The sequence below is a fragment of the Streptomyces sp. NPDC035033 genome, assembly GCF_040636735.1.
GTDB lineage: Bacteria > Actinomycetota > Actinomycetes > Streptomycetales > Streptomycetaceae > Streptomyces.
In genome coordinates, this window is record NZ_JBEZUZ010000009.1 from 78,181 (window position 1) to 97,564 (window position 19,384).

19 protein-coding genes are annotated in these 19,384 nt (G+C 75.5%); 12 read left to right on the top strand and 7 right to left on the bottom strand.

Going from position 1 to position 19,384, the window contains the following annotated elements:
• Positions 1-5: 5 nt before the first annotated feature.
• From AB0E83_RS06460 to AB0E83_RS06470, 3 genes are all read left to right on the top strand, one after another.
• On the top strand, positions 6-449 hold the full coding sequence (locus AB0E83_RS06460) for a GNAT family N-acetyltransferase (protein ID WP_362106777.1): 444 nt from the start codon (positions 6-8) through the stop codon (positions 447-449).
• Between the two features lie 68 nt (positions 450-517).
• Complete coding sequence (locus AB0E83_RS06465) at positions 518-1,096, top strand: histidine phosphatase family protein (protein WP_362106780.1); 579 nt, start codon at positions 518-520, stop codon at positions 1,094-1,096.
• Between the two features lie 67 nt (positions 1,097-1,163).
• The gene (locus AB0E83_RS06470) at positions 1,164-2,315 is read left to right on the top strand and encodes a methyltransferase (RefSeq protein WP_362106783.1); all 1,152 of its coding nucleotides are present in this window, start codon (positions 1,164-1,166) and stop codon (positions 2,313-2,315) included.
• Between the two features lie 19 nt (positions 2,316-2,334).
• Here AB0E83_RS06470 and AB0E83_RS06475 read toward each other — a convergent pair whose 3' ends face one another.
• The 3 genes from AB0E83_RS06475 to AB0E83_RS06485 all read right to left on the bottom strand — a co-directional run bounded on the left by AB0E83_RS06475 (position 2,335) and on the right by AB0E83_RS06485 (position 4,406).
• Entirely contained in the window at positions 2,335-3,348 is a 1,014-nt protein-coding gene (locus AB0E83_RS06475) for a sigma factor-like helix-turn-helix DNA-binding protein (RefSeq protein WP_362106786.1), read from the bottom strand.
• 84 nt (positions 3,349-3,432) lie between these two features.
• Positions 3,433-3,876 (bottom strand): MarR family transcriptional regulator, encoded by a 444-nt coding sequence (locus AB0E83_RS06480; RefSeq protein ID WP_362106789.1) that lies wholly within the window; start codon positions 3,874-3,876, stop codon positions 3,433-3,435.
• Entirely contained in the window at positions 3,873-4,406 is a 534-nt protein-coding gene (locus AB0E83_RS06485; protein ID WP_362106792.1) for a MarR family transcriptional regulator, read from the bottom strand. The genes AB0E83_RS06480 and AB0E83_RS06485 overlap by 4 nt, the downstream gene beginning before the upstream one ends.
• Before the next feature lie 188 nt (positions 4,407-4,594).
• On the opposite strand from AB0E83_RS06485, the gene argC reads away from it, so the two are divergent.
• The 5 genes from argC to AB0E83_RS06510 are packed head-to-tail and all read left to right on the top strand — an operon-like array spanning position 4,595 to position 9,437.
• Positions 4,595-5,623, top strand: a complete 1,029-nt coding sequence (gene argC, locus AB0E83_RS06490) for an N-acetyl-gamma-glutamyl-phosphate reductase (RefSeq protein WP_362106795.1) — start codon at positions 4,595-4,597, stop codon at positions 5,621-5,623.
• Positions 5,620-6,786 (top strand): bifunctional glutamate N-acetyltransferase/amino-acid acetyltransferase ArgJ, encoded by a 1,167-nt coding sequence (argJ, locus tag AB0E83_RS06495; protein WP_362106798.1) that lies wholly within the window; start codon positions 5,620-5,622, stop codon positions 6,784-6,786. Before argC ends, argJ begins: the two co-directional genes overlap by 4 nt.
• Entirely contained in the window at positions 6,783-7,688 is a 906-nt protein-coding gene (gene argB, locus AB0E83_RS06500) for an acetylglutamate kinase (RefSeq protein ID WP_362106801.1), read from the top strand. Before argJ ends, argB begins: the two co-directional genes overlap by 4 nt.
• Positions 7,685-8,893: an acetylornithine transaminase gene (locus tag AB0E83_RS06505; RefSeq protein ID WP_362106804.1), complete on the top strand. Its 1,209-nt coding sequence runs from the start codon at positions 7,685-7,687 to the stop codon at positions 8,891-8,893. The genes argB and AB0E83_RS06505 overlap by 4 nt, the downstream gene beginning before the upstream one ends.
• 7 nt (positions 8,894-8,900) lie before the next feature.
• Entirely contained in the window at positions 8,901-9,437 is a 537-nt protein-coding gene (locus tag AB0E83_RS06510) for an arginine repressor (RefSeq protein ID WP_282693636.1), read from the top strand.
• A gap of 27 nt (positions 9,438-9,464) precedes the next feature.
• On the opposite strand, the gene AB0E83_RS06515 is transcribed toward AB0E83_RS06510, so the two are convergent.
• The 3 genes from AB0E83_RS06515 to AB0E83_RS06525 all read right to left on the bottom strand — a co-directional run bounded on the left by AB0E83_RS06515 (position 9,465) and on the right by AB0E83_RS06525 (position 13,378).
• Complete coding sequence (locus AB0E83_RS06515; protein WP_362106808.1) at positions 9,465-10,169, bottom strand: L,D-transpeptidase family protein; 705 nt, start codon at positions 10,167-10,169, stop codon at positions 9,465-9,467.
• A gap of 71 nt (positions 10,170-10,240) precedes the next feature.
• Entirely contained in the window at positions 10,241-11,425 is a 1,185-nt protein-coding gene (locus AB0E83_RS06520; protein WP_362106811.1) for a hypothetical protein, read from the bottom strand.
• A 66-nt stretch (positions 11,426-11,491) separates the two neighbouring features.
• Positions 11,492-13,378 (bottom strand): hypothetical protein, encoded by a 1,887-nt coding sequence (locus AB0E83_RS06525; protein WP_362106814.1) that lies wholly within the window; start codon positions 13,376-13,378, stop codon positions 11,492-11,494.
• Positions 13,379-13,515: 137 nt separating this feature from the next.
• Between AB0E83_RS06525 and argH the strand changes: the two genes are divergently transcribed.
• Entirely contained in the window at positions 13,516-14,943 is a 1,428-nt protein-coding gene (argH, locus tag AB0E83_RS06530; RefSeq protein WP_362106817.1) for an argininosuccinate lyase, read from the top strand.
• Between the two features lie 73 nt (positions 14,944-15,016).
• On the opposite strand, the gene AB0E83_RS06535 is transcribed toward argH, so the two are convergent.
• Positions 15,017-16,057, bottom strand: coding sequence for a saccharopine dehydrogenase NADP-binding domain-containing protein (locus AB0E83_RS06535; RefSeq protein WP_362106821.1), 1,041 nt, complete (start codon positions 16,055-16,057; stop codon positions 15,017-15,019).
• Between the two features lie 127 nt (positions 16,058-16,184).
• Here AB0E83_RS06535 and AB0E83_RS06540 point away from each other — a divergent pair, with 127 nt between their 5' ends.
• The 3 genes from AB0E83_RS06540 to AB0E83_RS06550 all read left to right on the top strand — a co-directional run bounded on the left by AB0E83_RS06540 (position 16,185) and on the right by AB0E83_RS06550 (position 19,361).
• A complete protein-coding gene (locus AB0E83_RS06540) occupies positions 16,185-17,120 on the top strand; it encodes a helix-turn-helix domain-containing protein (RefSeq protein WP_362106824.1) in 936 nt (311 codons plus the stop codon).
• Between the two features lie 133 nt (positions 17,121-17,253).
• The gene (locus tag AB0E83_RS06545) at positions 17,254-17,805 is read left to right on the top strand and encodes a helix-turn-helix domain-containing protein (RefSeq protein ID WP_362106827.1); all 552 of its coding nucleotides are present in this window, start codon (positions 17,254-17,256) and stop codon (positions 17,803-17,805) included.
• Complete coding sequence (locus AB0E83_RS06550) at positions 17,805-19,361, top strand: MFS transporter (RefSeq protein WP_362106891.1); 1,557 nt, start codon at positions 17,805-17,807, stop codon at positions 19,359-19,361. The genes AB0E83_RS06545 and AB0E83_RS06550 overlap by 1 nt, the downstream gene beginning before the upstream one ends.
• Positions 19,362-19,384 lie beyond the last annotated feature (23 nt).

Genomic DNA, 19,384 nt, shown 5'->3' on the forward strand with positions numbered 1-19,384 from the left:
CGGCCATGACCGAGACCACCGCCGTCGCCCTCCACGGGGCGTACGAGATCTCCGCCGATCCCGCCCGGGTGGACGCCGCCCGCGTCCACCACTGGCTCTCCACCGACGCGTACTGGGCCCTCGGCCGACCTCGGGAGAAGCAGGACGCGGCCATCGCCGGCTCCCTCAACTTCGGCGCCTACCACCGCGACACCGGCGAGATCGCCGCCTACGCGCGCGTGGTCACCGACCACGCCACCTTCGCCTGGCTCTGCGACGTCTACGTCGACCGCCCGGCCCGCGGCACCGGCCTCGGCACCGCCCTCGTCACCGCCGTCCGCGACCACCTGGAGCCGTACGGGCTCCGCCGGATCATGCTCGCCACCGCCGACGCCCACGGCGTCTACGAGAAGGTCGGATTCGCGCCACTGCGGAATCCGGACATGTGGATGTCTCTCGGACAGGACTGAACCGGGGCCTCCCGGTCCCCCCGCCGCGCCCCTTGACCCGGGGCCCCACCGGCCTCACGATCGCGGCCATGGGTCTTCGGGTCACGCTCGTCGCGGCGGCGCGCAGTTCCTCCCTGCTCGCCGAGCGCTTCGACGACGACCGGCCGCTCGACGAGGCCGGCTGGTACGAGGTGCAGCAGGCCGCGCCCGCGCTCCTCCCGCTCGGCGCGGCCGAACTCCGCTACTGCTCCCCGACCCCGCGCAGCCGCGCCACCGGCACCGCCCTCGGCTACGCCCCGCTCGCCCAGCCCGCGCTGCGCGACTGCGACATGGGCCGCTGGCGCGGCCTCACCCTCGCCGAGGTCGCCGCCCTCGAACCGGCCGCCGTCGACGCCTGGCTCGCCGACGCCCGCTCCGCCCCGCACGGCGGCGAACCCCTCCTCGCCTTCATCTCCCGCATAGGGGGCTGGCTCGACACCCGCCCCGCCGACGACGCCACCGTCGTCGCCGTCGCCGAACCCTCCGTCGTCCGCGCCGCCCTCGTCTACGCCCTCCGGGCCGCCCCCGCCACCTACTGGAGCGTCGACGTCCGGCCCCTGTCGACCGTCACCCTCACCGGCCGCCCCGGCGCCTGGCACCTCCACCTGGAGGCCCCGGCCCTCCGCTGAGCCGCCGGACCCCGGCGCGGCGTCCCGGCCGGGACGGAGCGGCTAGCCTGGGGGCACGATGAACCGTTTGACCACGTCATGGGGCGACGTCACGCTCACCCGCCACCCCGAGGACCCGCGCGATCCGCTGCGCGCCTGGGACGCGGCCGACGAGTACCTGCTGAACCACCTGGCCGAGACCGGGACCGGCCTCTCCGGCACCGTCGCCGTCCTCGGCGACCGCTGGGGCGCCCTCGTCACCGCGCTCCACGCCGCCGGCGCCGGGCGGCTCGTCCAGATCTCCGACTCGTACCTCGGCCGCGAGGCCACCCGGACCAACCTGGCGCGGGCCGGGGCCGCCCCCGACGCCGTCCGGCTGCTCACCACCCAGGACCCGCCGCCCGCGCGGATCGACGTCCTCCTCGTCCGCGTCCCCAAGAGCCTCGCGCTCCTGGAGGACCAGCTGCACCGGCTCGCCCCCGCCGTCCACGCGGACACGGTGGTCGTCGGCACCGGCATGGTCAAGGAGATCCACACCTCCACCCTGACCCTCTTCGAGCGGATCCTCGGCCCCACCCGCACCTCCCTCGCGGTGAAGAAGGCCCGGCTGATCCACACCACCCCCGACCCGGCCGCCGCGCCCGGCCCGAACCCCTGGCCGTACCGGTACGCGCTCCCCGCCGACACGCCCGCGCCCGGCCTCGCCGGCCGCACGGTCGTCAACCAGGCGGGCGTCTTCTGCGCCGACCGCCTCGACATCGGCACCCGCTTTCTCCTCGGCCACCTGCCGCGCGGCCTCGGCCACGCGCGCGTGGCCGACCTCGGCTGCGGCAACGGCGTCGTCGGCCTCGCGGTCGCCCTCGCCGAACCCGGCGCCGAACTGCTCTTCACCGACGAGTCGTACCAGGCCGTCGCCTCCGCCGAGGAGAACTTCCGCACCCACGCGGGGGAGGACCGGAAGGCGGAGTTCACGGTCGGCGACGGGCTCGCGGACGTCCCCGCCGGCTCCCTCGACCTCGTCCTCAACAACCCGCCCTTCCACAGCCACCAGGCCACCACCGACCGCACCGCCCGCCGGATGTTCTCCGACGCGCGGCGCGCCCTGCGGCCCGGCGGCGAGCTGTGGGTCGTCGGCAACCGGCACCTCGGCTACCACGTGACCCTCCGCCGCATCTTCGGCGCCGGCGAACTCGTCGCGAGCGACCCGAAGTTCGTGGTGCTGCGGGCGGTCAAGCGCTGAGGCCCGGGGCCGGGCCCCGTCACTCCGGGAAGGCCAGGTCCAGGGCCCGGACGTGTTCCTCGCCCGTCGTGATGTCGAGGCTGACGATCCGGCCCCGGCGGAACCCGAACGCCACCGCCGCGACCGGCCTCCCGGCCAGGAACGTCACCAGCCCCACCGCGCCCTCCACCAGCGCGGGCCGGACCAGGGCCCCCGGCCGGGCGAACGCGGCCGCCGCGGCGGCCACGGCCGGGGCCCCGTGCACCGGTCCCCGTTCCGCGTACGCGACGGCCTCCGGGTCCAGCAGGGCGGCGAGCGCGGCGGCGTCACGCGCGCGTGCGGCGGCCCGGAAGGCGTCCACGAGCGCGTGACGCTCCGGCCCGTCCCCCTCCCCGCCCGTCCCGCCGCCCCGGCCCTCGTCCCGGCTTCCGTCTCCGCCTGTCTCCGCGCCCCCGCTCCCGCCCGCTCCGCCGCCCCGCAGCCGCGTCCGGGCCCGCCGCGCCCACCGGGCGGCCTCGGCGGCGGAACCGCCCATGATCCGGGCGGTCTCCCCGGCCGGCAGCCCGAAGACGTCGTGGAGGAGGTACGCGAGGCGTTCGCGCGCCCCGAGCCGGTCGAGCACGGCGAGGAAGCCCAGCAGGACGGCCTCCTCCAGGCCCTCCGGAACCGGAACCGGGGCCGGAACCGCCGTCGGAGCCGGAGCCGGAACCGCCGTCGGAACCGGCGCGGGGGCCGGCACCGCCGGCTCCCCCCTTCCCGCCTTCTCCCCCTTCTCCTCCTTCTCCGCCTTTTCCGCCGCCACGCGCGCGTGCCCCGGTCCGCCGCCGGCCCCGGCCCCCGCGCCGGTGAGGCACGCGCGGGCGACCAGGGCGGTCAGCCAGAGCCGGGCCACCGCCGGCGCGTCCGCGTCCAGACCGGCCCGGACCCGCGCGAGGACGGCCGCCGCCTCCCGTTCCGCCCCGGCGCCCAGGACCCGCAGGGCCACGCCCCGCAGCCGTTCCTCGTCGGCGTCGAACCGCGCGCCCAGCACGGTCACCACAGCGTCGTCGTCCATGGGTCTCACTTCCCGTCAGGTGCCTTCACCGGTCTGACGGGCCGGCCGCGGCCGTTGTGACGCCGGGCGGGCGCCCTGCCGGGGTCAGCCCTCCAGCGCCGCGAGCTCGCGGTCGGCGCGTTCGGTGACGAGGGCGAGGACGCGGCCGGCGGCGGCCAGGTCCTCGGCGGGGATCCCGCCCCAGACGCGGGCGGTGAGCGGGGCGACCTCGGCGGCGACGGCGGTGAGCAGCGCGCGCCCCGCCTCCGTGGGGACCAGGTGCGGGCCGTCCGCGACGAGCAGCTCCTTCGCCCGCAGGGCGTCGAGGGCGGCGCGGACGTCGGCGGGGTCGGCCTTGAGGGTGGCGCGGACCTGCGCGACCAGCTCGTCCGGGGTCCGGGGCGCGTCGGCGGTGACGGCGGCGCGCAGCGCGATCTGCTGCGGGAAGGTGACGCCGTGCCGGGCCAGGACGTGCTCCAGGACGCCCCGGGCCGCGTAGTGGGCCAGGCCGAGCAGGCGGGAGTCGGCGGCGGGCGCGGTGGTGGTCATGGTGTGTCCCCCTGAGTGGTTTCGTCGTCGAGAGCGGAATCGAGAGCGGAATCGGGTGCGGAATCGGGCGCGGAGGGAACGAGGGGTACGCCGAGCAGGGTCGTCAGCTCGTCGGTGAAGGCCCGCGTCCGCGGGGCCTCCAGGCCGCCCAGCGGCTCCAGGAGCTGCTGGAGCAGGTCCTGCACCACGTCGACGGCCCGCCGGGTGACGGCCAGGCCCTCCTCGGTGAGGGCGAGCTGCACGGCACGCGGGTCGCGAGGGTCGCGGGTGCGCTCGATCAGGCCGGCCGACTCCAGGGAGCGGGCCAGCTTCGACACGTACAGCGCCTCCAGGCCCGTGTGGTCCGCGAGCCGCCGCTGGCTGGGCGGTCGCTCACCGGCCCGCTGCATGCCGTGCAGCGAGGCGACCAGTGAGTACTGCGCGTGGGTGAGGCCCAGCGGGGCCACCGCGCGGTCGACCGCGACCCGCCACTTGTTGGCGAGCCGCCACACCAGAAAGCCGGGCGTGGGGCCCGGGGAACCCTTGCTCATGAGAAATACGGTACATGGCGACTATGTCCATGGCTACTGAATTCCGGCCCCGGCCGCCACCTCTCCTTGTGCGCCGCCCCGTCGCGCCCGGCACCCTGGGGGAAGAGGTCGGCGCCACGGCCGCGGGCGCGTCGTTGCATAAAACTGCGGCGCTGCGTATAGTCATGCCATCCATGAGGAGGGTTTCGATGACGGTACGAGCAGCAGTCGCGGGCGCGAGCGGATACGCGGGAGGGGAGCTCCTGCGCCTCCTCCTCGCCCACCCCCACGTCGAGATCGGCACGCTCACCGGCCACTCCAACGCCGGACAGAAGCTCGGCGGCCTCCAGCCCCACCTGCTGCCGCTCGCCGACCGCGTCCTCGCGCCCACCACCGCCGAGGAGCTCGCGGGCCACGACGTCGTCTTCCTCGCCCTCCCGCACGGCCAGTCCGCCGCCGTCGCCGAGCAGCTCGGGGACGACGTCCTCGTCGTCGACATGGGCGCCGACTTCCGGCTGAAGGACCCGGCCGACTGGGAGACGTACTACGGCTCCCCGCACGCCGGCACCTGGCCCTACGGCCTCCCCGAACTGCCGGGTGCCCGCGCCGCGCTGGAGGGGTCCAAGCGCATCGCGGTGCCCGGCTGCTACCCCACCGCCGTCTCGCTCGCCCTCTTCCCGGCGTACGCGGGCGGGCTCGCCGAGCCCGAGGCCGTGATCGTCGCCGCCTCCGGCACCTCCGGCGCCGGCAAGGCCCTCAAGCCGCACCTGCTCGGCAGCGAGGTCATGGGCAACATGACCCCGTACGGCGTCGGCGGCGTCCACCGGCACACCCCCGAGATGATCCAGAACCTCTCCGGCCCGGCCGGCGAGCGGGTCACCGTCTCCTTCACCCCCACCCTGGCGCCGATGCCCCGCGGCATCCTCGCCACCTGCACCGCCGCCGCGAAGCCCGGCACGACCGCCGAGGCCGTCCGCGCCGCCTACGAGAAGGCGTACGCGGACGAGCCCTTCGTCCACCTCCTCCCCGAGGGGCAGTGGCCCGCCACGGCGTCCGTCCACGGTTCCAACGCCGTTCACGTCCAGGTCGCGTACGACGCGAACGCGCACCGGATCATCGCGATCAGCGCCATCGACAACCTCGCCAAGGGCACCGCCGGCGGTGCGGTGCAGAGCATGAACATCGCCCTCGGCCTTCCCGAGGACACCGGACTCTCCACGATTGGAGTCGCTCCATGAGCGTCACCGCAGCGCAGGGATTCACGGCGGCGGGCATCGCCGCCGGGATCAAGCAGAACGGCAACCCGGACCTGGCCCTCGTGGTCAACACCGGGCCGCGCCGCGCCGCCGCGGGAGTCTTCACGTCCAACCGCGTCAAGGCCGCCCCGGTCGTCTGGTCCCAGCAGGTCCTCGCCGACGGCGAGCTGACCGCCGTGGTCCTCAACTCCGGCGGCGCCAACGCCTGCACCGGCCCGAAGGGCTTCCAGGACACCCACGCCACCGCCGAGAAGGTCGCCGAGGTCCTCAGCGCCCAGGGCACCGAGGTCGGCGCCGGCGAGGTCGCCGTCGCCTCCACCGGCCTCATCGGCGTCCTCCTCCCCATGGACAAGCTCCTCCCCGGCGTGGAGAAGGCCGCCGCCGAACTCTCCGCGCACGGCGGCGAGAAGGCCGCCATCGCCATCAAGACCACCGACACCGTCCACAAGACGGCCGTCGTCTCGAAGGACGGCTGGACGGTCGGCGGCATGGCGAAGGGCGCGGGCATGCTCGCCCCCGGCCTCGCCACCATGCTCGTCGTCCTCACCACCGACGCCGACGTCGACGCCCGGGGCCTCGACGCCGCCCTGCGGACCGCCACCCGGCTGACCTTCGACCGGGTCGACTCCGACGGCTGCATGTCCACCAACGACACCGTCCTCCTCCTCGCCTCCGGCGCCTCCGGCACCACCCCCGCCCAGGACGACTTCGCCGAGGCCGTCCGGGAGGTCTGCGCCGACCTCGCCCGCCAGCTCATCGGCGACGCCGAGGGCGCCAGCAAGGACATCCGCATCGAGGTGATCAACGCGGCCACCGAGGACGACGCCGTCGAGGTCGGCCGCTCCATCGCCCGCAACAACCTCCTCAAGTGCGCCATCCACGGCGAGGACCCCAACTGGGGCCGGGTGCTCTCCGCCATCGGCACCACCTCCGCCGCCTTCGAGCCCGACGAGCTGAACGTCGCCATCAACGGCGTCTGGGTCTGCAAGAACGGCTCCGTCGGCGAGGACCGCGACCTCGTCGACATGCGCTACCGGGAGGTCGTCATCACCGCCGACCTCGCCGCCGGCTCCGAGTCCGCCGTGATCTGGGCCAACGACCTGACCGCCGACTACGTCCACGAGAACAGCGCGTACTCGTCATGACCAACGCCACGCGGAAGCACACCGCCCTCCCGAAGGCCCAGACGTTGATCGAGGCGCTGCCCTGGCTCACCCGCCACCACGGCAAGACCGTCGTCATCAAGTTCGGCGGCAACGCCATGATCGACGACGAGCTGAAGGCCGCCTTCGCCCAGGACGTCGTCTTCCTGCGCCACGCCGGCCTCAAGCCGGTCGTCGTGCACGGCGGCGGCCCGCAGATCAGCGCCGCCCTCGACCGGCACGGCATCGTCAGCGAGTTCAAGGCCGGCCTCAGGGTCACCACCGAGGACGCCATGGACGTCGTGCGGATGGTGCTCGCCGGCCAGGTCCAGCGCGAGCTCGTCGGGCTGCTCAACCAGCACGGCCCGCTCGCCGTCGGCCTCACCGGCGAGGACGCCCACACCATCACCGCCACCAAGCACCTGCCGGAGATCGCCGGCGAACGGGTCGACATCGGCCGCGTCGGCGAGATCACCGCCATCGACACCGGCGCCATCCAGGCGCTCCTGGAGGACGGCCGCATCCCGGTCGTCTCCTCCATCGCCCGATCCCAGGACGACGGACATGTCTACAACGTCAATGCTGATACGGCGGCTGCGGCACTCGCTGCGGCGCTGGGCGCCGAGACCCTGATGGTCCTGACCGACGTCGAGGGCCTCTACGAGGACTGGCCGAACAGCGACGAGGTCATCAGCCGGCTCACCGCGAGCGAGCTGGAGAAGCTGCTGCCCGAGCTCTCCAGCGGCATGGTCCCCAAGATGGAGGGCTGTCTGCACGCCGTCCGCAACGGCGTCACCACCGCCCGCGTCATCGACGGGCGCGTCCAGCACTCCATCCTGCTGGAGATCTTCACCGACGAGGGCATCGGCACGATGGTCGTGCCGGACGGACAGGGGGAAGCGTGAGCGGCAACGAGGACCTGACCCTGCGGTGGCAGGGCTCCCTCATGGACAACTACGGCACCCCCCGGCTGCCGCTCGTCCGCGGCGAGGGCGCCCGGCTGTGGGACGCCGACGGCAAGGAGTACCTGGACTTCGTCGGCGGCATCGCGGTCAACGCCCTCGGCCACGCCCACCCGGCGGTCGTCGAGGCCGTCACCCGCCAGGTCCGGAGCCTCGGCCACGTCTCCAACCTCTTCGTCGCCGAACCGCCCGTCGCCCTCGCCGAGAAGCTCCTGACGCTCTTCGGCCGCCCCGGCCGGGTCTTCTTCTGCAACTCCGGCGCCGAGGCCAACGAGGCCGCGTTCAAGATCGGCCGGCTCACCGGCCGCACCCACATGGTCGCCACCGACGGCGGCTTCCACGGCCGCACCATGGGCTCCCTCGCCCTCACCGGCCAGCCCGGCAAGCAGGCCCCGTTCCTGCCGCTGCCCGGTGACGTCACCCACGTCCCGTACGGCGACGCCGAGGCGCTGCGGGCCGCCGTCACCGAGGAGACGGCCTTCGTGATCATCGAGCCGATCCAGGGCGAGAACGGCGTCGTCGTCCCGCCGCCCGGCTACCTCAAGGCCGCCCGCGAGATCACCCGCGCCACCGGCACCCTCCTCGTCCTCGACGAGGTGCAGACCGGCATCGGCCGCTGCGGCCACTGGTTCGAGCACCAGGCCCACGAGGGCGTCGACCCCGACGTCGTCACCCTCGCCAAGGGCCTCGGCGGCGGTCTGCCGCTCGGCGCCACCGTCGCCTTCGGCGAAGCCGCCGACCTCTTCGCCCCCGGCCACCACGGCACCACCTTCGGCGGCAACCCGATCGCCTGCGCCGCCGGACTCGCCGTCCTGGACACCCTCGGCGCCGACGCCGGCCTCGACCACGTCAAGGCCGTCGGCGAGCGGCTGCGCTCCGGAATCGAGGCCATCGGCCACCCGCTGGTCTCCCACGTCCGTGGCGCGGGCCTCCTGCTGGGTATCGTGCTCACCGAGCCCCTCGCGCCCCAGGTGCAGCAGGCGGCTCAGGACGCCGGCCTCCTGGTGAACGCGCCCGCCCCCGACGTCGTACGGATCATGCCCCCGCTGGTCCTCGCCGACGCCGAGGCGGACGCCTTCCTCCGGGCGCTCCCGGCGGTCCTGCACACGGTGCACGAGGCGAACGGGCAAGGACGAACCGGAGAATGAGGCGACGATGACCGACGCGCAGGGGAACGAGCACGGAGGGCCGTCGGTCCCGCAGACCCGCACCGCACGCCACCGCAGGATCGTCGACATCCTCAACCGGCAGCCGGTGCGGTCGCAGAGCCAGCTCGCCAAGCTCCTCGCGGACGACGGGCTGAGCGTCACCCAGGCGACGCTCTCCCGCGACCTCGACGAGCTCGGCGCGGTGAAGATCCGCAACACCGGCGGCGAGCTGATCTACGCGGTCCCCAGCGAGGGCGGCTTCCGCACCCCGCAGGCCCCGCTCGGCGAGTCCGCCAAGGAGGAGCGCATGCGCCGTCTCTCCGGCGAACTCCTCATCTCCGCCGAGGCGTCGGCCAACCTGGTGGTGCTGCGGACCCCGCCGGGCGCCGCCCAGTTCCTCGCGTCGGCCATCGACCAGGCCGAGCTCCACGCCATCCTCGGCACCATCGCGGGCGACGACACCCTGCTGCTCATCTCCCGCGACCCGGTCGGCGGCCAGGCCCTCGCCGACCACCTGCTGCGCCTGGCGCAGAAGGGAAACTGAGCACAGGTCAGCACCGGCCAGTACCGGTCAGTACCGCAGGATCGCCGTCGGCCCCCGCCGGGTGCCGACGGCGATGTGCGGCCGCCTCTCCGGATCCGCCCAGGCGAGGATCGCCCGCATGGCGTCCGCCGGGACGGAGACGCAACCGGCCGTCGCCCCGCGCCCGTTCACGTGCAGGAAGATCCCGGCGCCGCGCATCCGCACCGGGCGGGCGTAGTTGAAGCCGATGACGAGCGCGTGCGCGTACTGCGTGCCGTACGCGACGAGGTGTTCGGCCTCCGCGGCGCGGCAGTCCGCCGGCAGCCCCTCGACCCAGCGGTTGTAGGCGCGCGAGTCGTTGTCCTGGCACCACCACGAGTCCTCGGTCGCCCGCGCGTACCGGTAGCGGGTGCCGGCCGGGGCGGGCCGGACGCCGAAGGCGTACGGCAGGTCGTACAGGCCCGTCGGCGTGGTGTTCGTGCCCTGGCGCCGGGTGGCGCCCTCGGCCAGCCCGTTCGCCCCGAAGCGGGCCGGCGCCGAACCCGCCCGCACCCACCGCCCGCCCCGCCGGTCCCACCAGGTCACGGTCCCGCTGGTGGCGGAGGCGTCGGCGGCCACGGCGGTGATCAGCTGCGAACCGCCACCGGTGTCCGCCATCCGCGCGGGCAGCGGCGCCGGCGGGGGAGCCGCCGGGGAAGCCGGCGCGGACGCGAGGGAGCACAGCACGGCGCCGAGCGCGAGAAGGGTACGCATGGCGGCGACGCTAGGCCGCCCCCGCACCCCCTGCCACGCCACTGGCCCGAGTGGGGGAGCGGCGGCGAGGCTCAGTTCGCCGAGGTCGACGAGGCCGCCCCTGCGCCCTCCGGGCAAGAGGCCCGCAGGGCGCGCCTCGCCTCCCGTGCGACGGCGGGTTCGGGGTCGTCGAGCAGCGCCTTCGTCCGGGCCGGGTCCACCGCGCCGAGCAGCCGCAGCCCGGCGACCGCCGAGGCCCGCACCCGCCCGTTCCGGTGCGCCGTCAGCTCCCGGAGCAGCGGCGCGTCCAGGCTCCGGGTGCCGCACTCGCCGAGCCCGAGCGGTGCCCGGTCCGGCACGTCCGCGCCGGTGCAGGCGGCCCGGTACGCGGCCGCCGGATCGCCCCCGCCCTGCCGCAGCACCCACCGGGCGCAGGCCCGGGTCCGCCCCGACCGGTCGTAGAGGTACGGCTCGGCCTCGGCGTGCCGCCCCGCCCCGCGCAGCGCGGTCACCCCGGCCGCCCGCACCCGTCCGAAGCGGGCGCCCAGCAGGACGGGCAGGGTCGCGTCCGGCTCGCCGGCGGCCACCGCCGCCGAGGCGGCCCGCTCCTGCACCACGGGGTCGTGGTCGCCCGCGGCCACCAGGGCCAGGCCGAGCCCGTCGTACAGCCCCCGGTCGAGGACGGCGGTCAGCGCGGCCCGCCGGGCGGCGGCGTCCCGGCAGCCGAGGAGCAGCGCGGTCGCCGTCCCGGCGGGGCCGTCCCGCAGCAGCCCGTCCAGCAGCTCCGCCGCGGCCCCGCCCCGCAGCCGGACGGCGAGCCGCAGGATCACCGGCGCGGTGACGGAGAGCGTCCCGTACGAGGCGCCGGGCAGCGCCTCCCGCAACAGCGCCAGGGCACGCGCGCGTACGGGCTCCGCCCAGTCCGCGGCCCGCACCGCGACCAGCGGCAGCAGCTCCGGCCGCCCCGCCGCGTACGCCAGCGCCGCCTCGCGGATCCGTCCGTCCGGGTCGCACAGGGCGAGCGCGAGCCGGGCCTCGGACGGCGTCTTCCGCACCCGGTCGGCGGCCAGGTCCCACATCCCCCGCCACCCGGGCCCCCGGGCACCGGTGAGCCACCCGTGGGACGGCCGGAGCTCCCCGTGGACCACCGCCCGGCGGACGTCCTCGTCCAGATCGGCCCATGCCTTCGGCCGCGTCGCGTCCAGCACCCGGTGCGGGGGGAGCCCCCGCCCGAGCCGCCGCACCGCCGCCTTCCTCGCCTCCGCCTCGTCCCTCACGCGGGGAGGGTAGGCGCCGCCCGCCGGCCGCCGCCCGGATTTTTCCCGGCGGCGGCCCCGGGGGCGTCACGCGCCGCGTGCCGCGCGGTTGCGCCGTCTCGTCTCGGCCCGCCAGGCGGCGATCCGTTCCTCGTCCCGGGCGGCGAGGGCGCGGATCGCGGCCGCGTGCGGGCCCCGGGCGGCCGTGCGGTCCCACAGCAACCGCTGGGCCTCCCGGCGGGCGGAGGCGCGGACCTCCGGCTGGGGGTCGTCCAGCAGGCGCAGGGCGTTGAGGAGGGTCTCGGGGGTGGCGCGGCGGAGGAGGAGTTCCATGGCGAGGGCCCGCCGCGCGGGCGGTTCGCCGGGGGCGGTGAAGGCGAGCAGACGTTCCGTGGGGGCCTCGCCGGCGGCGTACCGGAGCGCGTGGCGCGCCGCGCGGACGACCTCCGGCGCCGGGTCGGCGAGGTGCGGCAGGGCCTCGTCCCAGCCGAGGCCGTGGCGGTGCGAGAGGAGGACCAGGGCCCGGGCCCGCACGCGCGCGTGCCGGTGGCCGAGCAGTCCGCGCAGGGCCTCGGGGTCGTCCCGCAGGGCGCGCAGGACGACCGCTCCGACGCGGGGGTCGGGGTCGTCGGCGTACGGCGGGAGCCCGGCGTCCGGCAGGGCGCCGAGGAGCCGCAGGCCGGCGAGCGCCCGGGCCCGTACGGCGCCGTCGGCGTGCCGGGTGAGCGTCCGGAGCAGCGGGGCGTCCCCGGGGGCGCGTTCCTCCGCGAGCGCGCTGACCGCCGGGGGCGTGACGGCCGCCGGGTCGGCGCAGACCGCGCGGAGGCGGGCGCGCGGGTCGCCGCCGGCCGCGCGCAGTGCCCGGCGGGCGAGTCCGCGCACCCAGGGGGAGGGGTCCGTCAGGTGCGGTACGAGGCCGTCGGCCCGTCCGGCCGCCCGCAGCCGGGCCACGGCCGTGCCGCGGACGACGCCGTCGGACGCGGACAGCAGGGGGGCCAGGGCCGCGTCGGCGCCGGGCAGGTCCGGCAGCACGCGCGCGGCGAGCCGCCGGACGCGCCGGTCGTGGTGGCGGACGGCGACCCCGGCCAGGTCCTCGGGGGAGAGCAGGCCGGCGGCCAGGGCGTACCGGAGGGAGGCGACCCGCACCTCGGACACCTCGCACCCGTCCAAGAAGCCGAGGAACGCCCGCCGCGCCGCCGGTCCCCGGCCCAGGCCGAGCGCGGCACGGACTGCCGCGAGCCGTTCGGCGTCGTACCGGCCCGGCCGGGCGGTCAGGGCCGACCCGTACAGCGCGTCCGCGTCCAGCAGGCCCGCCTCCGCGCCGGCCCTGCTCCCCGCCGACCGGGTCTCCTCCCGCTCGCCCGCCAGGAGTTCCGCCACCGCCCGCTCCGGCGCGCCCCCGGTCCGGGCGAGCACCGCGTCCCGGGCCCAGCGGCCGTGCGGCCACGTCTCCGTGAGGAGCGCGAGCGCGGCGAGGGACCGCGCGGTGCCGTCGTCCGCCGCGTCGAGGGCCGGTGCGAAGGAGGCGCGGGCCCGTCGCCGCACCGCCTCGTCGGGGTCCGCGCAGCGCAGCAGGAGCAGCGGGAGCGGTGCCCGCGGACCCGCCGCGTCCAGCGCCGCCGCCCGTACCCGCTCGTCGGCGTGGCACAGGCCCAGCGCGAGTTCGGCGGGGGTGGGGGGCCGTCCCCAGGACGGTCCGGCCTCCCCGTCCGCCTCCGCGCCGGCCTCGCGCCAGTACGGGGCCGTGTCCCAGTCGGCGTACTCGCGTTGATCGAACCAGTGGGCGCCGACCCGGACGCGGAGGACGTGCTTCCGGCCGGCGGTCCGGGGCTCCGTGCCGAGGCGGACGTCCCGGTCGAGACGGACCCAGTCCTCCGCCGTCCCGGCGCCCGCCGCCGAGGCCGGGCTCCTGCCGCGCAGAAGCCGCTCGCCCCGGCCGAGACGGTGTGTGGGGCCCAGTCGCGCGCTCGTCATGCGGCGGACTGTATCCCGGGCCCACCGCCTCCACCTGGGGTTTTCCGGGCCGGAACGAGGCCGATTGACGAATCATGCGGAGTTCTGCATACTCATGCATCACGGTTCCGGTACATCGAGGCGAGGAGCAACCAGAAGTGAGCAGCAACAACGGTGACGTCCGGCTCTGGGGCGGCCGCTTCGCCGACGGTCCGGCCGAGGCCCTCGCGAAGCTCTCCGCCTCGGTCCACTTTGACTGGCGCCTCGCGCCGTACGACATCGCCGGATCCCGGGCCCACGCGCGCGTGCTCCACAAGGCCGGGCTGCTCACCGAGGACGAGCTGACCCGCATGCTGGCGGGCCTGGACCAGCTGGAGGCGGACGTCGCCGACGGCTCCTTCACCGGCACCATCGCCGACGAGGACGTCCACACCGCCCTGGAGCGGGGCCTCCTGGAGCGGCTCGGCGCCGAGCTCGGCGGCAAGCTGCGGGCCGGCCGCTCCCGCAACGACCAGGTCGCCACCCTCTTCCGGATGTACCTCCGGGACCACGCCCGGATCATCGGCGGGCTGATCGCCGACCTCCAGGACGCGCTCGTCGGCCTCGCCGAGGCGCACCCGGACGTCGCCATGCCGGGCCGGACCCACCTCCAGCACGCCCAGCCGGTGCTCTTCGCCCACCACGTGCTCGCCCACGTCCAGTCGCTCTCCCGGGACGCCGAGCGGCTGCGCCAGTGGGACACCCGGACGGCGGTCTCCCCGTACGGCTCCGGCGCCCTCGCCGGCTCCTCCCTCGGGCTCGACCCGGAGGCGGTCGCCAAGGACCTCGGCTTCGAGCGCGGCTCGGCCGGCAACTCGATCGACGGCACGGCCTCCCGCGACTTCGTCGCCGAGTTCGCCTTCATCACCGCGATGATCGGGGTGAACCTCTCCCGGATCGCCGAGGAGATCATCATCTGGAACACGAAGGAGTTCTCCTTCGTCACCCTCCACGACGCTTTCTCCACCGGCTCGTCGATCATGCCGCAGAAGAAGAACCCGGACATCGCCGAGCTCGCCCGGGGCAAGTCCGGCCGCCTCATCGGCAACCTGTCCGGCCTGATGGCCACCCTCAAGGCGCTGCCGCTCGCCTACAACCGCGACCTCCAGGAGGACAAGGAGCCGGTCTTCGACTCCTGCGACCAGCTGGAGGTCCTGCTCCCCGCCTTCACCGGCATGATGGCCACGCTCACCGTCAACCGGGAGCGCATGGAGGAGCTGGCCCCGGCCGGCTTCTCGCTCGCCACCGACATCGCCGAGTGGCTGGTCAGGCAGGGCGTGCCGTTCCGGGTCGCCCACGAGGTGGCCGGCGAGTGCGTGAAGGTCGCCGAGTCCGAGGGCAAGGAGCTGGACGAGCTGACGGACGAGCAGTTCGCCAAGATCTCCGAGCACCTGACCCCCGAGGTCCGCACCGTCCTCGACGTCCCCGGCGCCCTCGCCTCCCGCAGCGGCCGCGGCGGCACCGCCCCCTCCGCCGTCGCCACCCAGCTCGTCGAGGTCAAGGCCGACCTGGTCATCCAGCACGCCTGGGCCGACGCCAAGAAGTAGCCCCCAGCGGGTCCGGAGCGCCGCCGCCCGTGCCCGGAGCGGCGGCGCGACGCGGACCGCCGCGTTCAGGCGTTCAGGCGTTCCGCGGGTGGAGGTCGAGCGCGAGGTGCGGGGCGAGCGCGCGCAGGAAGTCCGGCGCGTCGAAGATCTCGCCGGCGGAGGCGACGCCGACGGTCCTGGTGCGGCGGGTCAGGACGCGTTCGAGGGCCTCGACGACCAGGGGCGCGGTGACGGCGTAGATGTCCCGGCCGCCGGCCGTGGCCCGGCGTTCGACCCCGGCCGAGCGCACCACGGCGTCGACCAGGAAGGTCTGGTCGGAGCGGCCGTTCGGGCCGGTGGCGGTCGGGGGCGGTGTGTGGGGCGCGGCGACGTCGCGGACCGCTTCGACGGTCATGTAGGTGGTCACGTCCGGGACGGACAGGTGCTGGGGGACGGTCACGGCGTCCGCCATCGTGAACTCCCCGACCACCTCCCGGGCTCCGACGGGCTGCGGGAAGGTCCACTCCAGGGTCGGCGCGGCATCGGTGCGCCGCTCCCACCGTCCGCCCCGGTAGCGCAGGCGGGCGCCGCCGCGCCGCTCGCGGGAGACGGCACCGGACGAGCGGGTGCCCGCGGTGGGGTGCCAGCTGCTGAGCGCATAGGCGATGTGGGCCTCGTCGGCCCGTGCCCAGTCGCCCATCGCCGCGGTGACCAGCAGGTCGCCGAGACCGCCGAAGAAGGCCATGGCCGGGACGATCACCGCCCCCGTCTCCCGGGCCCGCTCGCGGTAGTGGGCGAAGGTGTCGAGGTTCGCCTCGAGTTCGGCGGCCACGTCCAGGTAGGGGATCCTCGCGCGGAGCGCGGCCTCGATCACGGGGCCGGTGGTCGCCGCGAAGGGGCCGGCGCAGTTGACGACCGCCACGGTTCCCGCCACGGCCCGGTCCAGCGAGTCCGCGTCGTCGACCGACGCCACCCGGGCCTCGGACCCGAGCTCGCCGGCCAGCTTCCGCACGGCCTGCGCGTCGCGGCCGGACGGCACCGGGAGGAACCCCCGCGCGGCCAGCTCCGCGACCACGAACCGCCCGGTGTGACCGTACGCGCCGAACACCGCCACCCGCTGCCGACCAGATCCCATGAGACCGCTCCCGTGTACGTGACCGCCGCCGCGCCGTCGATCCGCCGCGGCCTGACCCCCTCATCCTGGCCGCGGGAGACCACCGCGTCCTAGCGTCGGAAACGACACGGCCCATACAGTTTCGGACGTGCCCTCCGTCGCGCTGGCCGTCACCGACGGCATGCTCTCCTACGAACTGTCCGTGGCCGTCGAGATCTTCGGAACCGACCTGACCCACATCGTGGACCCCTGGTACGACTTCTCCCTCTGCGGGAACGGCCCGGTGCGCGTCGGCCGCTTCCGCCTCGAACCCGACCACGGGCTCGACCGGCTGGCGCACGCGGACACGGTGATCGTGCCCGGCTGGGCCGACACCGACCGCGAACCGCCCGCCGAACTGGTCGAGGCGGTGCGCGCCGCCCACGCGGCCGGCGCCAGGGTCGCCTCCTTGTGCACCGGGGCCTTCGTCCTGGGCGCGGCCGGACTGCTCGACGGAAGGCGCGCCACCACGCACTGGGCCCACGCCGGGGAACTGGCGCGGCGCCACCCCGCGGCCACCGTCGACCCGGACGTCCTCTACGTCGACGAGGGCGACGTCCTCACCTCCGCGGGCAAGGCCGCCGCCATGGACCTGTGCCTGCACCTGGTCCGCCTCGACCACGGCTCGGCCGACGCCAACAAGATCGCCCGCCGTCTGGTCGTCCCGCCCCACCGCGACGGCGGCCAGGCCCAGTTCATCTCCACCCCCCTGCCCGCCCCGGGCCACCACCCCCTGGCGGACCTCTTCCCCTGGGCGCTGGAACGACTGGACCGGCCCCTCACCGTGGAGGACATGGCCCGCCGGGCCCGGATGAGCTCACGCCACCTCGCCCGCCACTTCAAGCACCTCACCGGCACCACGCCGCTGCACTGGCTCCACACCCAGCGCGTCCGCCGCGCCCAGGAACTCCTGGAGACCACCGACGCCACCGTCGACGCGATCGCCGCGGCCACCGGCATGGGCACCGCCACCACCCTGCGCCGCCACTTCCACCGCAGCGTCGGCGTCCCGCCCGACGCCTACCGCCGCACCTTCCGTCCCTGAGCCGCCGGCACCGTCCTCCACGCCGGCCGGCAGCGGCGGCTCCGTCCCGGCCGCACCCTTCCGCCCGCCCCTCCGGTGAGGCATCGGAATTTCTCTTGAGACAATGATGTCTCATGCGGTGTATGGTTGTCTCATGTCAGTCGATCGCACCCAGGTGCTCCACGCCGCCGCCGCCCTGCTCTCCCGCAAGGCGACCGCCACCATGGACGAGGTCGCGCGGGCCGCGGGGATCGGCCGGGCCACCCTGCACCGGCACTTCTCCGGGCGGGACGCGCTCGTACGGGCGCTGGAGCAGATGTGCATCGAGGAGACCGAGGCGGCCCTGGAGGGGGCCCGGATCGAGGAGGGGCCCGCCGACGAGGCGGTCCGCAGGCTCGTCGCCGCCTCCCAGCCGGTCGCCCCGCTCCTCTCCTTCCTCGTCACCGAGAACCAGCTCTTCGAGGGCGAGGGACAGAACGAGGGCTGGGCCCGCCTCGACGCCCGCCTCGTCGCGCTCTTCCGGCGCGGCCAGGAGGAGGGCACCTTCCGGATCGACCTGACCCCCGCCTGGCTGTGCGAGGCCCTCTACGGGCTGATCAGCTCGGCGGCCTGGGCCGTCGCCGACGGCCGGGTCGCCGCCAACGACTTTTCTCACATGATCGCCGAGCTGCTGCTCGGCGGAGCGCGCAGGAGCGTGGAGAAGTGATCACCGAAACCGTCCGCCACGACCGGGGCAACGGAGAGAGCCATACCGAGGGCGTGCGCCGTCCCGGCCGGTGGCTCGCCCTCGCCGCACTCGTCCTGGCCGTGCTGCTGGTGGCCGTGGACGCCACCGTGCTCGGCCTGGCGACCCCGTTCCTCTCTGAGGACCTGAAGCCGAGCGGCACCCAGCTGCTCTGGATCGGCGACGTCTACTCCTTCGTCATCGCCGGCCTGCTGGTCTCCATGGGCAGCCTCGGCGACCGCATCGGCCGCAAGCGGCTGCTGCTCGTCGGCGCCGCCGCGTTCGGCGCCGTCTCGGTCCTCAACGCCTACGCGACCAGCCCCGAGATGATGATCGCCGCCCGCGCGCTCCTCGGCGTCGCCGGCGCGACCCTGATGCCCTCCACCCTGGCGCTCATCCGGAACCTCTTCCACGACCCCCGCGAGCGCAGCCTCGCCATCGGCGTCTGGGGCGCCATGGCCTCGGCCGGCGCCGCCGTCGGCCCGGTCGTCGGAGGCTTCCTCCTGGAGCACTTCTGGTGGGGCTCGGTCTTCCTCATCAACCTGCCCGTCATGGCCGTCCTGGTCGTCATCGGCGCCAAGCTGATCCCCGAGTCGAAGAACCCGAACCCCGGCCCCTGGGACCTGCCCAGCGTCGGCCTCTCCCTCGTCGGCATGATCGGCGTCGTCTACGCGATCAAGGAACTGGCCTCGCACGGCCCCACCCTCGACGTGGCCGTCGCCGCGCTCGCCGGCGCCGGCGGCCTCACCTGGTTCGTCCGCCGCCAGCTCACCCTGCCGGCCCCGCTCCTGGACATGCGCCTCTTCCGCCACCGCGGCTTCTCCGGCGCCGTCCTCGCCGACCTGCTGACCATCCTCGGCCTCGCCGGCCTGGTCTTCTTCCTGTCCCAGTTCTTCCAGCTGGTCCAGGGCCGCGCCCCGCTGGAGGCCGGCCTCGCCGAACTGCCCGCCGCCGTCGGCTCGGTGACGGCCGGTCTGCTCGCCGGCCGGGTCGCCCGCCGGTTCTCGGTCCGCTCGGTCGTCGCCGGCGGCCTCGCCGCCATCGGCCTCGCCCTCGCGGTCCTGACCGCCATCGGCCGGACCACCGGCTACCCGGTGCTCGGCGCGACCCTGCTCGTCGTCGGCGTCGGCGCGGGCCTCGCCTTCACCGTCACCGCCGACGTGATCCTCTCCAGCGTCCCCAAGGAGCAGGCCGGAGCCGCGTCCGCCGTCTCCGAGACGGCGTACGAGCTCGGCGCCGCCCTCGGCATCGCCGTCCTCGGCTCCATCGTGACCGGCGTCTACCGGGGCTTCGCCACCCCGGCCGGCGTCCCCTCGGACGTCGCCGCGGCCGCCCACGACTCGCTCGGCGGCGCCGTCGAGGCGTCCGCGGCCCTCGACCCGGCCCGGGCGGGCGCGCTGGTCTCGGCCGCCCAGGACGCGTTCGTCGACGGCCTGCGGATCGCCGCCGGCGTCGGCGCGGCCGTCCTCCTCGCCACCGCCGCGGCCGCCTGGTTCCTCCTCAGGGACCAGAAGCTCGGCGAGGGCGCCGAGCACTGACCCGCCCCACGCGCGAGGGCGCC

Bases quoted from the DNA above. Each gene is read 5' to 3' on its own strand.
- AB0E83_RS06460 (WP_362106777.1), top strand. From the start codon at position 6: ATGACCGAGACCACCGCCGTCGCCCTCCACGGGGCGTACGAGATCTCC.
- AB0E83_RS06465 (WP_362106780.1), top strand. From the start codon at position 518: ATGGGTCTTCGGGTCACGCTCGTCGCGGCGGCGCGCAGTTCCTCCCTG.
- AB0E83_RS06475 (WP_362106786.1), bottom strand. From the start codon at position 3,348: ATGGACGACGACGCTGTGGTGACCGTGCTGGGCGCGCGGTTCGACGCC.
- AB0E83_RS06480 (WP_362106789.1), bottom strand. From the start codon at position 3,876: ATGACCACCACCGCGCCCGCCGCCGACTCCCGCCTGCTCGGCCTGGCC.
- AB0E83_RS06485 (WP_362106792.1), bottom strand. From the start codon at position 4,406: ATGAGCAAGGGTTCCCCGGGCCCCACGCCCGGCTTTCTGGTGTGGCGG.
- argC (WP_362106795.1), top strand. From the start codon at position 4,595: ATGACGGTACGAGCAGCAGTCGCGGGCGCGAGCGGATACGCGGGAGGG.
- argJ (WP_362106798.1), top strand. From the start codon at position 5,620: ATGAGCGTCACCGCAGCGCAGGGATTCACGGCGGCGGGCATCGCCGCC.
- argB (WP_362106801.1), top strand. From the start codon at position 6,783: ATGACCAACGCCACGCGGAAGCACACCGCCCTCCCGAAGGCCCAGACG.
- AB0E83_RS06510 (WP_282693636.1), top strand. From the start codon at position 8,901: ATGACCGACGCGCAGGGGAACGAGCACGGAGGGCCGTCGGTCCCGCAG.
- AB0E83_RS06515 (WP_362106808.1), bottom strand. From the start codon at position 10,169: ATGCGTACCCTTCTCGCGCTCGGCGCCGTGCTGTGCTCCCTCGCGTCC.
- AB0E83_RS06525 (WP_362106814.1), bottom strand. From the start codon at position 13,378: ATGACGAGCGCGCGACTGGGCCCCACACACCGTCTCGGCCGGGGCGAG.
- AB0E83_RS06535 (WP_362106821.1), bottom strand. From the start codon at position 16,057: ATGGGATCTGGTCGGCAGCGGGTGGCGGTGTTCGGCGCGTACGGTCAC.
- AB0E83_RS06545 (WP_362106827.1), top strand. From the start codon at position 17,254: ATGTCAGTCGATCGCACCCAGGTGCTCCACGCCGCCGCCGCCCTGCTC.